Origin of the sequence: Pedobacter nyackensis (genome assembly GCF_900176505.1) — a bacterium.
Taxonomy (GTDB): Bacteria; Bacteroidota; Bacteroidia; order Sphingobacteriales; family Sphingobacteriaceae; genus Pedobacter; species Pedobacter nyackensis.
This window is the reverse complement of the sequence record NZ_FWYB01000001.1, coordinates 574,868-590,506: the sequence shown is the minus strand read 5'-3', so window position 1 is coordinate 590,506 and position 15,639 is coordinate 574,868. Positions and strand designations below refer to the sequence as shown.

The window sequence follows — 15,639 nt, the reverse complement described above, 5'->3', positions numbered from 1 at the left end:
TTACCCGAACCAAAACCAAGATCAATACCAACCATGGGAGAATTTGACAACAAAGAGAGAGAAGAGGTTTTCTCGAAGAAAGTAAGGGCAGGTAAAAGAACTTATTTCTTCGATGTGAAAGCTACCAGATCAGGAGACTACTACCTAACCCTTACAGAAAGCAAGAAAAGACTGGAAGACGGCGTTTTTGTAAAGCACAAAATCTTTTTATACAAAGAGGATTTTGAGAAGTTTACTGAAGGATTAAACGAAACGGTTGAATACATCAAGAACCATCAGGATGTTGTAGAGAAACGTTATGAATATTCTGAAAATCATGAAGGAGTGGGAAGTAAAGGTCATAACGACGACTTTTCATTCTAAGAAGATATAAAGCTCTATTAAAAAGCCCTGTTGATTTAGTTCAGCAGGGCTTTTTAATGGAATGTACCTCCAATATATATATATCTAAACAACTACAAATCAACACATTACTCACAAAAACACAACGTACCTTTTAGGAGTCTTACCATAACTTTCCAAGCTTAGAAGTACATGACAGGTACTTTGTTAGTCCTTGCACTAATGCGGTACCTATAACCTACCTAGCGGGTACCTAGGATCTACTTATTTGCCTAAAGGACCTCCGCAAGGGGGGAATGGGCGATTAGTTTGTGTCTATACAGGAAGTATTCGAAGTAGCTACTAAAAAAGAAAAGTGTAAATATGTATTCAACGAAATAAAATATTATCCCAATCATACCAACAAATTAACACTATCCTCAACTATATTATTTCAGCTTAACAGGCCTAATTGCAGAAGATGTAGGTATCGGATATTTTAACTTGATACCAGGGATTTTATACAAATGTAACAACTCATCACTTTTTTGTTCAAAAAGACTGTATTTGACGCCTTTCAAGTAATCCAGCTTACTGATAACATATCGGTCTCTGGCACCAGAATCCCACACAGGTATCTTTTGATAGATGATATATTGCTTACTCAAAGTTTCAGCGTCCTTGCTCATAGCTTTTTCAATGTATGCCAGGTATTTCGGGGCATTGTCTTTTATCATCTTGACAGACCTTCCGTATTCACTTTTATTTAATTCCGAAGCAGTTAAGGTTTTGCGCTCGTTTGCTGAATTGGTTCGCTTTTTCGACATTAGTTCTTCATAGTTATGCTTCAGGTTAAGCAATCCAAAAACTGTAGCCTCTATGTCTTCATTATTGTTAATTTGCTGAGCCGTTGAGTCAGCTATTCCGAAATAGCTTAAAATTATTAAACTAAATAACATTACTTTCATATTATTTAATTGGGTTTGTTGATTTTTCTTTTCTGACAATTAAGTATGCCCAAACTACACATATCAACGAATAAGGAAGCCAGATATAAGTATTTTCCCTTAATTCCTTTGGAAGGGTTAAAAATATTAGCATGGAGATGAAGTAAAATAATAGTCCGGCTCTGGCAAGTTTTTTATGGTTCATATTTGGATTATAAATTATTGACAATATACATTAGTAATTAAAAGACCCTGCCGATTTATTCAACAGGGTCTTTTAATGGTAATAACTTAGAGACTCTTTACAATGCCTCTACTTTATCTAATAACTCTTGTGCAAGTTTTTGAATTTTAGACGTCTCTGCATCTGCCAAGGATCTTGTCTTTTTTGCTGCGGCAAGTGCTTCCGGTTTCTTCTTCATCGCCAGACATACAGAAGCAAATGTAGATTGGTTACCGTACTCTTCCGGTTCAAGTTCTACGGCACGTTTGGCCATCAGGTAAGCCTGTTGTAAAATAGCTGGCGACACCTGGTCAGCACCAGCTCTGCCTCCCGAGGCTCTTCTGGCCAGAAAGCTCAATTTATCAGCTTCATCCTTCAGTTCATTTTTCAAGGCTGCACTGGTTAACTTTACATAGTCTTCAGTTCTTCCTGCTCCCAGATAATAATCAGCCTCTAACATCACACCTTGTTTTTTACGGTCAATTTTATCCGACTTCTTAAAATAAGCCAGTTTGTCCATAAAAGCCTGTTCGTTATTACCTCTCATTAAACCATAAAGCGTGCTGGTAATTAAGCGATCTTTTAGCTGATCACGTTCTTCCTGCTTACTCCAGCTGTTGTAAGCTGTTTGATTAGCCATAAAATAAGCACCTAGTTTATCACTTTCACTTCTTGCTAAAGTCTTGATAACCTTCCAACCCAATTCAGTATTCAATTCCTGAACCGAAATTCCACTAGTGATATCCTTTCCAATTTTTTCAGCACCCGATCTGTCTGACTTATTTAGAACCAAGTAATAATTCAATAAGAATGGCAGATCACGTGCCCCCTCTTCATACTTTTTATTTAAGTACGAAAGATTTTTTGTTGGGTTAGCAGCCTTCTTTCCTTCCTCCAGAAATTCTTCGATCGGCATCCTTGATCCAGTTTTGTGTACAACGTCTCCATTACCGTTGATAAACAAAAAGGTTGGGAACGATTGTACACTGTATTTTTTACGTAGCTCTATTCCTTCGCCCTTTTCCATATCAATTTTAGCATTGATAAAGTTTTTGTTATAGAACTCCGCAACTTTTGCATCTGTAAATGCATTCTGATCCATCCATTTACATGGGCCACACCAATCGGTATAACAGTCTACAAATATCAGCTTACCTGTTTTAGTAGCAGCTTCAGTTGTTTCTTTCCAGGTTTTGGTCTGGTTAAATTTGATTCCTTCTTGTGCATTCACTTTAAGTGCAACAAGGATCAATAGTAATAAACTTAATTTTCTCATGTGTAATAGCATTAAAAAAAAATGCCTGATCATAGTTTAATTTCAATCAACAATCATTCTATTTTCAGGCATTTTCTAAATTTATAAATAATTTTATTCTTATGGTTTAGTTACTTTTTTAACCGGTCTTGTCGAAACGAAAGCCGTATTATCTGAGCTCGCTGTCAGGACATAATAACCGTGAAAACTTGGATTAGTATGGTAGTCGTAGGTATAAAACTTTTTACCACTTTGGTTCAGCACAGTGGAAGATAAATGGTAAGAACTTGCTGAATTTGTTATTTGAATAACTGCACCGTATTTAGCTAAAGCGGCATTCACAATTGCTAAATTTGCATCCACCAGCTTCAATTCATCTACAGCAGGTAGATACCAGCCCGCTGTTGTGCCCGGACTTGCTTTGTATTCGGAGGCATACATAAATGCACTAGTAGCTGCAGTCAGACCCAAATTGAGCGTTTTATTCCGTGCTACTAAAGCAAGGGTATTCCCATAACCATCATTATAGTCAGGTGTAAAGAAACTACTACCAACAGGTCCGAATTTCCTGGTCACATGTTCTAAAGCAATGATTTTCGCTTCTTTGATGTTAGCTGGATTTACCCAAAACACAATACCTGCTGGATTATAAGCTGCATCGTAAACCACATCACCTATTTCATAATAAGTTTTAGGTGCAGTTAAACTATAAGGAAGGATAATTTCAGCAGAAGTACCGTTTCGCTCTACTTTTAATTTAATATTCCCTTTTCTGTTGATGGTGCTCGATCCAAAGAAATCATTTGGTGCCTTTACAGTGAGTATTTTATTACTATAGTTCACCGTCCAATCTGAAGGTGCTGAAAGCACACTTACTGTAGCGCCTTCAGTATATCTGATCTCCGAACTAAAAGTTTGGCCTTCCTGAGCATCAAATCTTTTCAGCTGAGATGATATATACAAACCAGATGAAACCTTATTTTTAGGATGGGCATTCATAAACTCCCACATCAAAGGCATAATGTAAAACCAACTAATACCATGTCCTTCTTCAAGGATGGAATAGAATTCGATATCGGTTTTGCCACCTCCCCATTTTGAAGTTAGATAGCGCTTATAGTTATCGATCTTTAAGGTATCACTATTCACCGCATCCGAAGTGAAATAACCACCAATAGCATTGGCCCAGGCTTTTATATTATCAGAAGCCGCAGAATATAAAACCGTAGCATCAGTTACGCCATTGAAAGCTCTGATCGGTACTGCTCTCGATGGAACATCTGAAGCAGACAATTTCATTTGTCCTGAAACCGGTACCGCTGCTGCAAATACTTCAGAACGATAAGAGGCCAATACAAAGGAAAAAATAGCCCCACTGGAATGTCCACAAGTATAAATTCTATTCAAATCAGCTACAGGTGTATGCGTTTTAAAATAGTCTACCATCGCGTCCACAAATGGCAAATGGTAATCTGAATTCTGCCAGTTCACGGCCGCACCTGTATCCTCTCCAGCTGGAAAGACAACGATACAGTTTTCTTTGATGGCCAATTGCGAAAGCGGATGATTCATCGTTACGTCTTGCAAAGGGTCTACTCCCGTATTATAACTCCCATGAAAGTTAAAAATCAAAGAAATAGGCTTCGATTTATTAATCGATACCGGCATAAAATACGTGAATCTTCTATTTGATTCTACACCATTAGTGGTTAGTTTTAATTTGATCTGGTGAAGCCCGGGCATTAATACGCCCTCAGCCTCGGCGGGTTGGTTACCGTCAACTTCATAACCGTCTAACTTCACTTCTTTCTTCTCTTGCGTGAGGTAGCTACTTTTATCCTTTACACAGGAGGAAAAGATAAGAAGCGACAGCATTATGAGTGAAAAATATATTTTCATAGCTTTTCTATCTATATTTTTAATTAAATATTATCTAATTCTACTAATCCGCCATTGGCTTTACCATCTCTCCAATGGGTTTGATACTTGATTTTCACATCAACAGGTATTCCGGATACCCCCTCATGCTTATACTTAAATGTCAATCCCAATCCTGTTTTGTCCAAATTAAACACCAACACATCACCTTTATTCTCTTCCCCGTTACCTTCTTTATCCGTCCCGTATCGAGATACCCCAAGAATTAAGGTTTTTTCAGTCCTGGAGACAGTCATACTGGTAATCACGGCATCAGCAGAATAGCCTAAATTGGTTAAAGATATAACTGCATGACCTTCATTAGGCACAGTATTGGACATGATATCCAATATATTGTATTTGTACAATTTATTACCCGCAGTGAAGAATAGATAAGGAGACGTTTTCATATTGTAAAATTTACTCTTATCGTTAGCCACTCCGCCACTCACTTCGCCTGGAAGTGAATAGGTGTTACCGCTTTTACCCAATAGTAAAAAACGAAGTGCATTAGCCGAACTTTTTAATACGGAGAAAGAAGTTCCAGATTGGCTAGTAACTGATCCATAAACCAGGTCATGCCCAGGGAATTCTTTTACAGCCGTAGTCGGAATGGCATAGCTCGTACCGTAACTGGAATAGGCAAAGCGTCCAAATACCCTATCAAACACCATAAAATTACCTAAAGTATAACCATGCTGAAAAAGATTTCCATCCGCTGTAGGAAGCATGGTATCATAATAACCATAAGGCGAGAAATAACCATTTACGCCATACACACTTTTTTTATTATAGTAGAAACTTGGTGCCCAAACGGAAGGTGCCAAAACTGCAAAATAAAGTGCACCTCCTGATATTAATGGGAATTCGATCATATGCTGAAATCCTGTCCCATAGGCATTGCTGCGCCAAATACTGACTCCTTGCGTAAAAAACTCAGGCTTATAGCCTGCTGTATTCGGAGGTGGATAGGAGGCGATCCCGGTAAAAGCCCCTGCTTCCAAAGTTTTGACTGGATCTGGAGCTAATGTTCTTTTGTCAATCAAGGATATCTGATCGTCTGCCAACACCATAATCCTTCCATAACCATTTACAAAGGGAGCATTTGCTGCACTAGCCGCTTCCGCCATTACAAATCCCAGCTGCTGCGGATTAACACCTAGCGAATATCCATATCGAGATTCGAAATAGTTCACGGCCCAGGTGGCTGACTTATCCAGGCGCAGGTAAGAAAGCTCTGCTTTACCTTTCGATTTACTCAATACCATAATCAGGTTACCGGCTGTTGAAGAAGATACATTAAGGTTAAATCTTACAAATTTCTTCACCTTATTAACTTTATCTTCAATAATAAACCTGGATATCTTATTTCCGGGAGTCATATCCACTTTTATATCCAAATTCAATTTTCTGGAAACTACAGTGTTATTAAATTCCCAACCATAATTGAATTTACTGGTATCACTATACATGGTACCTTTAACTGCAGGATGAATAGACAAACTATCGTCCACATCCCGTGCGTATTGTTCGCTGATTCCTTCGATCGTGAGTTCATTTATCTCACGATAGTCGCTTTCTGGGGTACCTAAATCTTTATAGCAAGAACTTAGGAGAAATCCCGAAAGTATGAGTACTATGATATTGCACTTTTTCATATTTTGTTCTTTAAATTGTTAATCATTATATTTTTGGTACCAGTCTATCAATGTATATCCGGGCACCACTTTCATCATCAAAGGTGGGAACAGCATTCAGGTAACTAGCCAATCCCGTAAAATAAGACCTACCTTGATTATTATAATCAAATTCACACGTCTCTGAATTAGAAAACTTCTCGTTAAAAGAAATTAGAATTTTCCATTTCTTAGGGTGATAAAACCCGATATACGGTAAACGCAATGGATATTTCCACCAAATGGGTTCAGACAAATAATTATTAATGTATAAATAGGTTCTCAAACCACCTTTCATACCCAGATCAAAATCTTCACTAGGCACCATATCCAAAGCTATACGTCTATCTTCTGGATTTGTAAAGCTAGTGCTCAATTTAGTCCGATCAACCACAATCTTCAGTGTATCTTTCAGTCTGCCTGCTCTAAAAATTTGCTTAGTCGAAATAGGCTCATAATGTACACCTACAACAGCTGTAGTAGAATCAGCAGCTACTCTAATTTTGTACGTTCGATCTTTGTCTGAAGCCTTGCCCAAAAATTCAACAACAATCCTTGCGGTATCCTTTATGATCTTTTCGTCTATCATGCCAAATGAAAAGGTAGATTTATCCTTAAAAATCATCTTTTTATTAAAATCCAGGGTATAGTATTTAAACTGGATTCTAGACTTTTCCTTATACAAATGATCAATTTCCTGGTTGCAAGAGGACAAAACCATTGTTGCAAACATAAATGACATCAACATCAAAATATTTCTATTTTTCATAATATCTTTATTTTTAATTACGATTACCTGTTTCTATTTCCTTTAATGGTATAGGGAAAACGAATATTTTATCGCTTGGTGGTACTACACCAACAGTCCCACTACTTGTCGGTACACTTAGATTTAATCTTTTATAAGCATACCATAATTGCCCCTCGCCTACGAATTCTCTTTTAATTTCCTGCATGATGTAATCCATCGTCAAGTAGGTCCAATGGGAATTGTTTCGGATTCTATGATCTCTCAATGCATTGATGTAGGACTGCGCAAGCTGATCGTCTTTGCCTAAATAGCATTCTGCTAAAATCAAATACATTTCAGAAAGCTTAATCATAGGCATCTTCGAAAAGAATTTCAATTTGTTATCTACATTGAATTTCACAAAATTCCCATTCACGGTGGAGAACCACTTGCTGTTGCGGATATCATCATTATTACCTTCGTACAATGTTGAAATATTCACAAAAGGTAAATAAGCAAATCGAGTAGAGGTCGGAGTTATTTCCGGATAGTGCAAGCTAATGGTATAATCAGAAAGCTTCTTGTTTCTTAAAGAAAAAATATGTTCATCTGAAAAAAGCATATCAATTTCCTTATCAGGTTTATCTGCACTAGCAAAATTCAATAACTGGAAACGCTCGGATTCAATAACTTCCTTTGCATATTTAATGGCATTGGTTTTATCACCACGCAACAAACCTACACGAGCTAACAATGCTTTGACCCCATACAGATTGATTCGGGCAACGTACTTATCCGTCATGTCTTTATTCGCCATTTGGTAGGGTTTTACTAATTTAATAGGATCATTAACCAATAATCTCTCAGCTTCTTTGAGATCATCTACCACCAATTGTACATTTTCTTCCACTGTATATATCGGTGGAAGCGACACACCGAACTCCAGATTATAAGGGATACCAGAAGCTTTGGGTGATTTTTTTACATCAGGACAAAACATACGAATCAAATCGAAATGTAGGTAAGCACGCAAGGCATAGGCTTCACCTAAAACCTGATTTTTAGTGTCCGCATCAAGCACTTTAACATCTTGTTTAGCCCACTTGATAATATTATTGGCACTACTTATGGCCGTATACATTCCTCTCCAGATCGATAAAATCCGACCTTGAGATCCTGCATCTTCGTAGTCATAAGTTTTCCACTTTACGTAAGTAGAGGATATACCATCGTAACTATAATATTGAGCCAATACATCGATATCTTCCATCGTCAACTTCTGCCCATACAAACCCGAAGAAGCCATCGTACTATAAACACCAGCTAGCGCCTCTTGATAGCCTTGAGGTGTACCAAAGAGCTTCTCTTCGGTCACTTTATCTGCCAGATCAACATCCAACCACTTATTACAAGAGCTGAACAGGATAACTGAGCATATAATCATAAAAAACTTTATTTTCATATCAATATTTTTAGAATGTCAAATTAAGTCCAAGTGTAAATGTCTGCGCATAAGGATAAGCTGTACCTCTTTCCATTTTCACGGTAGAGAATCTAAACAAATCACTGCTCGAGAGCATGATCTTAGCTCTCTCAATCTTCAGGCGTTCCAAAGTACGAGTTGGTAAATCGTATGACAAAGACAAGGTCTGAAGTCTCAGGAAATCATTTTTTTGAACCAAACGCGTAGTTTGATATGGAGGCGTAGTGTCATCAATTCTTTTAAATAGCACTACATCTCCAGGTTGCTTCCATCTGTCGTATAAAACGCGTCTATCGGCATTGAATCGAGGGTCTGAACCTTCAACTTTCTGTGCCAATGTAGAGTTGTAAATCTTCGCACCGTATTCATAAGCCAAAATAAAGTACAAATTAAGCCCTTTATAAAGGAAATTGGATTGGAAGGTTCCCATCCAGGTAGGATTCACATCACCTACAATGATTTTGTCTTTCGCATCGTATACAAAGGTCAGATCTCCATTTAATTTTCTATAAATTTCATTACCAGTCATCGGATCAATACCCAATGATTCCACCACCATCAAAGCACTTTGCGATCTACCCGCCTGATAAGAGCGCAAAGGTTTAGGTCCTGTCACGTTATCATTTGAATTTGCTTCCTCATTCAAAGCTTCCAATGCATTAGATAGCTTTTTAATCTTGTTCTTATTGGTCGCTGCGCCTAATGTGAAATTCCAATTTAAAGGACTACTCGGACCACGAAGTACATTGAAACGCAAACGCATATCCATACCCTTATTTTCCATAGATCCCATGTTTTCGGTATAGCTAGAGAATCCTGTAGAAGGAGCCACATCAATAGGCAACAATAGATTTTGGGTTTGCTTGATATATGCATCAATATTCCAAACCAATAGGTTATTAAACATGGACAAATCGGCACCTATATTATTCTGTATGGTATTTTGCCATTTCAACGCCGGGTTACCATAGCCCAACAATTGTGCACCATAATACCCATTGTATTCGTATTCCGAGTTATAATTGTATTTGGTGATCGCCTGATCGGCAGAGAAATTAACTGAACCTGTACTTCCTGTAGAAGCTCTCAATTTTAAAGTTACATCACTCTTCCACCAGCCTTCTTTATCCACGTTCCAAGCAGCCCCAACGGACCAGAATGGTGCAAAACGTGATTCTTTACCAAAACGGCTGGAACCATCGGTACGGAAGGAAAGATCTAAATAATAACGGTTATCATAGCCAATATTGGCATTAGCAAAAACACCAATCATTCTGGATTTATCAAAATAGCCAGTTGGTTTTGAATTCTCCTTGAATTGCTGTGCATATTGGATAAAACTCATGTTATCGCTCAAGAATCCGGTAGCCGTATAACCTTCGCCAATCCCGGAAGTAGTAACTACGTTCGCGCCTAAACCAATATTGGTTGACACTTTATCCCAAAAGACATTATTGTAGGCCGCTGTAACAGTTCCATCAAAGTTCAAATCATCACGATCAGAAATTGTGTAACTACCTTTTTTGTTGGTCTCTGTTTCCTTATCAAATGAGGAGGAAAGTGGAGAGAGGTATTGTTCAGCTTTACTTATCTTTTTGCTTAGGGAAGCTCTACCGGTCACTCTAAAATTAGAACTGACACGCCAGTCCATATTAAAATTGTCTTGAATCTCTGTATAGCGATCGAAATCGGTATTGGGCAGAGCGGCATTAACCAATGGGTTAATTGAACTATTGAATTCGTAAGAACGAATCAACTCCCCTGTTGCCCGATCATATATCCGTTCAACTGGATTTTGACGAGCATAGGTAGAAAATGAACCGTAAGGAGAATTGAAACCTTTTACATTATTAACCGTCACATCATTCCTAATTAGAAAATCGGGTCTGACATAATAATTAAAGCTTACATTGATTCCATAACGATCACGACCGGATCCCTTCATCACCCCCTTATCCTTGTCATAATTTAAATTAACCCCATATCGGAAGCTTCTATCCCCTCCCTCTACAAAAGCGGTGTAGCGCTGATTAATACTCGTAGTCACGGGTTTGGACAACCAATAGGTATCTACTCCGCGAGCCACTTCAGCTAACCGATCATTATACTTAATATCCAATGAGATTTGCTCCTCACGATTATTCGACGGGCTGGTAAACACACCTCCAAGGCGCTCGTACTCAAGCTTCTCTCTTGAATTCATCAAATTATAATCCCGAAGATCCGGTATAGAGACAGTGGTATTGGAACTGAAAGAAACCCGAACAGCTCCTACCTTAGGTGGAATAGTCGTGATCAAAATTACACCATTGGCACCACGAGATCCGTATAAAGAAGTCGCAGAAGCATCCCGTAAAATCACGAAAGATTCAATACGGTTCATATCCAGATCATAGATTCTAGTTGCCGTAACTTCAATACCATCTAACAGGTATAATGGTGCATTGGGATTACTTCTTGAATCATCGGCACTAGACCTCAAGTCAAAACCATTTTCACCTCGAACAGTAATTTCGGGTACGCGGTTCGGGTCAGAGCCAAATTCTAAATTCGGAGCCATTCTGATCGACGGATCAAATGCGTTAAGCGCTTGCATCAGGTTCAGTGATCCCACTTTTCTTAATTCGTCGCCCTGTACAACCACCTGAGAGCCCGTGACACTTTGTTTTGTTCTCTTAAAGTAACCTGTGACCACTACATCTTTTAAATCTGATTGAGTCGGCTTCAATTTAATTTCATAAGGACCTTCTTTGGCTGATAAGACTTTGGTTAACTTATCGTAACCGACGAAGCTAAAAGTGACTTGCTGCCCGTCAGCAGAAGCTGGAAGACTAAACTCTCCTTTAGCGTCGGTAATAGCCGTGTTTTTAAGGAATATGATAGTAACCCCTGCCATGGGCTCACCTTTTTCATTGGTTACTCTACCCTTTACCGGTAATGGAGCAACTCTGGCTACTGAGCTGATTGATTCGTCTGAAGCCATGGGACTAAGTAAAATTGTCTTATCAACAATTGAATAGTTTAATGACTGTCCGTTTAAACATACTGCTAAAGCATCTTTTAATGACTCATTCTTGAGATCAAGCTGGATTCTGGCGTTCGCATTCAGCAATTTTGGATTGTACAAGAACCCATATCCTGTTTGCTCAGTCATTTCCTTGAACACCTGTTTAAGAGTAAGGTTGTTTCCTTTAATGGTTACAGTTTGAGAAAAAGAGCTGGCATTAACATGTAAAAAACTAACGAGTATAAAAATAGAAGTAAGTTTCATGATCAATATCGTTCTATGGAAACGGTTCCAAGGCGTTTCATTTCCAAATTCCAGTCCATTAGGTGGCTGGCGTTGCAAAAAACCTTGCTTGCACAGGGTTTTGCAATACATAATAAGTTGCATACTTTTGTATTGGTTGAGGTTTAGTAAAATAAGATATTAAACGTGTCGTTTTTTTTGAGGTGAGCCTTAACTATTTAGCGGATTCCGATGGCGATCGGGGTCCGTTTTTCGTTTATAGGTACTCATTGTGGTTTTAGTTTAGGTTTTAATCATGAATTGGTTGGTTTTAGTTTATGGTTTATAGTTAGTTTATTTATAGGCGTAATTATTTATAGGGAATAACGGTTATTGATCTTCCATTGATGATAAAATCTACCTGCTTGGTTCCTTTCAACAGATTTAGAACACGACTGGCATCAGCTCCTCTTGGGATTTCACCTGTTAATTCTACATTAGAGAAATCACCTTTATAAAGGACATCCACATCGTACCATCTGGCTATTTGCTGCATTACTTCTTTAATATTGGCCGCATCAAAGCTAAATCTGCCATTTTTCCAGGCAACTGCTACAGCTACATCAACATTCTTTGCGATTGAGAAACTATCATTCAGATTGTCTAGACTAGCCTCCTGGCCCGGAGCCAGCAAATAACTTTTCGTGCCTTTACTAACTTTAACCGCACCCTCTAGTAATGTTGTTTTGATCACATTATTTTCATGGTAAGCATTAATGTTAAAATGTGTACCCAGTACAGTCACCTGTTGACCACCGGAAACAACTACAAACGGTTGCTTCGCATTCTTTTTAATCTCAAAATAGCCTTCGCCGCTCAGCTCTACACGTCGCTCTGCTCCAACAAATCGCGTAGGAAATCGCAATGAGGAAGCTGCATTTAACCAAATGACAGATCCATCCGGTAAAATTACATCGTATTGTCCACCCCTTGGGGTTACTAAAGTATTGTAAGAAACAGGGCCATTTACATCGTCCATATTTTTTACATCATAAATCAGCTTACCATCAGCAGTTTTCGTTATTGCAACTCCATCATTGCTATTCAGCTTTCCATTTACAGCCTGTTCCAGATCTATTACGGTCCCATCAGCTAAAGTAAGTCTGGCTTTTTCAGTTCCCGGTTTAAATGTATGCTGAGCAACAACATCGACTGCAGGTGTATCAGATTTAGTAAAATAGAACAAAGCGACACCAACAGTTATAAACAGCATAGCGGCCACAGCCCATTTACTGTAAAGCAAGCTTAACCTCAATGCAGGTTTAGCTTTCACAGCTCTCCTGGCTAAAATATGTTGAAATCCGGCATCTAATCTCAATTGAGTTTCTGTATCAGCAACCACAACATCCTTATTTAAAAGTACCTCTTCAATCAAGGCTTCCAATGATTGGTCATCTGCTTGAGTGAGACCAAAGTAATCAAGGAGCTGTTGCATCTCATTGGGGCTACAGTTCTGATCCAGGTATTTTTGAAATATAATGTTAAGCTGATCTTTCTTTTCCAAAGTGTCCTTTTATTGTATTACGCTTAAAAAAAGAAATCATACTACTCCAAACTAAAAAAAAATTATTTTATTCCTCGTGTAAGGATAAGGGAAACAATAATGATCAATGCATCCTGGGAATTCATCATTACAGCACGTACACTTCTCAGGGCCTTTACCAATTGATTGCCTACAGTGGCAGGTGAAATACCTAAAATCAATGCCACTTCCTGATAACTACGACCTTCTATCTTACAAAGGTTAAAAATCTTTTGCTGTTGTGGCGGCAGTGCCATGATTGCTTTATTTAAAACTACAGCCGTTTCTTTATGGAAAAGGACATCATCGACATGATTGTACAACTCAGTCCCAACTGTTATAAGGTGATTTTGAAGGTTTGATTCTCTTGCTGCACGCCTGAAAAAATCAATCGCGAGGTTTTTAGCAATGCTGAAAAGATATGAACGTATGCTCTTGTCGACATCTATACTTGATCGATTATTCCATAGCTTTATGTACAGATCCTGTAGTAGATCCATCGCCAGATCATCCGACTTCACCAATTTCAATAAGTTACTATAAAGCCGATGACTATACAAATGATAAATTTCTTCAAATGCATCATCGTCCCCCTGTTTCAATAGAAGCAGCAGTTCCCTTTCATTCAGTAAAGTAGGTGATCTCATCCTAAAATTTTTGTGGGTTCAGCAAATGTATAAAATTTCATGGAAATCGGAACGCAGCTTAAATTTACGCGAATAGACTCAATTTAAAAATCATAATGGACGAACAAAGCTTATAGACAGTCTGGTTACGGCCTATAACAACTACTACTTTTGTACTACTCTCGTACTACTATCATATTAGTATAGAAGCACCAGGACCGTATCAAAGCAGTATAAGAATAGCACCACTCTGTTTGTACAGTGATATCGTCTCACCTTTATGAAATCATTAATCCTGGACTTATTATGCGCTCTGCAATCAGATCGGGATCTGGGTGGGGTAATGGAAAAACAAACAAAACGAGCCTGATCATAATTTATGATACAGGCTCCTCCAGTTCTTAAAAATAAAAAAATTACAGAGCCTCTATCTCATCTACCAGTTGTTTTGCCCGGTTCTGAACTTTAGAACCTAATGAATCAGCAAGTAAATACGCTTTCTTCGCGGCTTTTAAACCCTCTTCTTTATTTTTCAGATACAGACAAGTATAACCAAAAGTCGAAACCACACTATATTCTTCAGGTGCGATTTCAACAGAACGTTTTGCTAATACATAAGCCTGCTGTAGAAAGGTCACCGAAGTTCCGCCTTTAAACCCTGCTCTACCTGCCAGGAAGCTCAGCTTCTCCCCGTCGTTTTTCAACTCATTTTTTAAAGCCGAATTGGTCAACTTCACATAATCCTCTATTCTACCTTTTTTCAAGTAATAATCAGCTTCCAACATCACCCCCTGCTTTCTACGTTCTATTTTATCTGATTTTTTAAAAAAGGCCAGTTTATCCATAAATGCCTGTTCATTATCAGCATTCATTAAACCATAAATAGTACTGGTAATTAAACGATCTTTAAGCTGATCCCGCTCTTCTTCTTTGCTCCAGCTATTATACATATTCGGGTTAGCCATAAAGTGTACTCCTAACTTGTCACTTTCGCTTCTCGCTAAGGTTTTGATCGCCTTCCAACCGAATTCAGTATTTAACTGCTGCGCAGAAATCTCGTTAACAATATCTTTCCCGATTTTCTCAGCATTCGTTCTATCTGTTTTATTCAAAACCAAGTAGTAATCCAGCAAAAAAGGAAGATCACGTGCACCACCATTGTATTTCTCAGTAAGGGAAACAAGACCATTCTTTGGATCAACAGCCCTTTTTCCCTCCTCCAAAAACTCTTCAACAGTCATCCTTGAACCCGTTCTATGCACCACCTCTCCCTTACTGTTTACAAACAAAAAAGTTGGATAGGACTTTACACTGTATTTTTTGCGAAGCTCTAAACCTTCCCCCTTTTCCATATCAATTTTAACATTAATAAACTTATCATTGAAAAAAGTGGCTACAGTTGGTTCAACGAATACATTTTTATCCATCCACTTACATGGAGAACACCAGGAGGTATAGCAATCTACAAATATTAATTTACCTGTTGCAGCTGCCTTTTCGGCTGTTTCCTTCCAGGTAGTGGTTTGATTAAATTTTATTTCATTTTGCGCATTAGCTTTAAATGCGACAAACAGGATAATTAAAGCACCTAATTTCTTCATCTTTTTTTTATGAGATATAAAAATAGGCTGTATGATGATTAATTATACA

General features: G+C 38.2%; 11 protein-coding genes. 1 reads left to right on the top strand and 10 read right to left on the bottom strand.

Annotated features, from left to right (window positions below; all coding sequences use genetic code 11):
• The first annotated feature begins 33 nt into the window (after positions 1 to 33).
• Positions 34 to 363, top strand: a complete 330-nt coding sequence (locus B9A18_RS02400; RefSeq protein ID WP_084287061.1) for a DUF3276 family protein — start codon at positions 34 to 36, stop codon at positions 361 to 363.
• 407 nt (positions 364 to 770) lie between these two features.
• Here B9A18_RS02400 and B9A18_RS02395 read toward each other — a convergent pair whose 3' ends face one another.
• The 10 genes from B9A18_RS02395 to B9A18_RS02345 all read right to left on the bottom strand — a co-directional run bounded on the left by B9A18_RS02395 (position 771) and on the right by B9A18_RS02345 (position 15,590).
• Complete coding sequence (locus B9A18_RS02395; protein WP_084287060.1) at positions 771 to 1,289, bottom strand: hypothetical protein; 519 nt, start codon at positions 1,287 to 1,289, stop codon at positions 771 to 773.
• A gap of 281 nt (positions 1,290 to 1,570) precedes the next feature.
• Entirely contained in the window at positions 1,571 to 2,767 is a 1,197-nt protein-coding gene (locus B9A18_RS02385) for a thioredoxin family protein (RefSeq protein ID WP_159452586.1), read from the bottom strand.
• Positions 2,768 to 2,866: 99 nt separating this feature from the next.
• Entirely contained in the window at positions 2,867 to 4,645 is a 1,779-nt protein-coding gene (locus tag B9A18_RS02380) for a CE1 family esterase (protein ID WP_144009374.1), read from the bottom strand.
• A 23-nt stretch (positions 4,646 to 4,668) separates the two neighbouring features.
• Entirely contained in the window at positions 4,669 to 6,321 is a 1,653-nt protein-coding gene (locus tag B9A18_RS02375) for a PKD-like family lipoprotein (protein WP_084287056.1), read from the bottom strand.
• A gap of 25 nt (positions 6,322 to 6,346) precedes the next feature.
• The gene (locus B9A18_RS02370) at positions 6,347 to 7,108 is read right to left on the bottom strand and encodes a DUF4843 domain-containing protein (protein ID WP_084287055.1); all 762 of its coding nucleotides are present in this window, start codon (positions 7,106 to 7,108) and stop codon (positions 6,347 to 6,349) included.
• A 13-nt stretch (positions 7,109 to 7,121) separates the two neighbouring features.
• Positions 7,122 to 8,531: a RagB/SusD family nutrient uptake outer membrane protein gene (locus B9A18_RS02365; RefSeq protein WP_084287054.1), complete on the bottom strand. Its 1,410-nt coding sequence runs from the start codon at positions 8,529 to 8,531 to the stop codon at positions 7,122 to 7,124.
• A gap of 10 nt (positions 8,532 to 8,541) precedes the next feature.
• Positions 8,542 to 11,946: a SusC/RagA family TonB-linked outer membrane protein gene (locus B9A18_RS02360; RefSeq protein ID WP_084287053.1), complete on the bottom strand. Its 3,405-nt coding sequence runs from the start codon at positions 11,944 to 11,946 to the stop codon at positions 8,542 to 8,544.
• Between the two features lie 205 nt (positions 11,947 to 12,151).
• Positions 12,152 to 13,345, bottom strand: a complete 1,194-nt coding sequence (locus tag B9A18_RS02355) for a FecR family protein (protein ID WP_084287052.1) — start codon at positions 13,343 to 13,345, stop codon at positions 12,152 to 12,154.
• Between the two features lie 62 nt (positions 13,346 to 13,407).
• The gene (locus B9A18_RS02350; protein ID WP_084287051.1) at positions 13,408 to 14,010 is read right to left on the bottom strand and encodes an RNA polymerase sigma factor; all 603 of its coding nucleotides are present in this window, start codon (positions 14,008 to 14,010) and stop codon (positions 13,408 to 13,410) included.
• 395 nt (positions 14,011 to 14,405) lie between these two features.
• Positions 14,406 to 15,590, bottom strand: coding sequence for a thioredoxin family protein (locus B9A18_RS02345; protein WP_084287050.1), 1,185 nt, complete (start codon positions 15,588 to 15,590; stop codon positions 14,406 to 14,408).
• Positions 15,591 to 15,639: the final 49 nt, after the last annotated feature.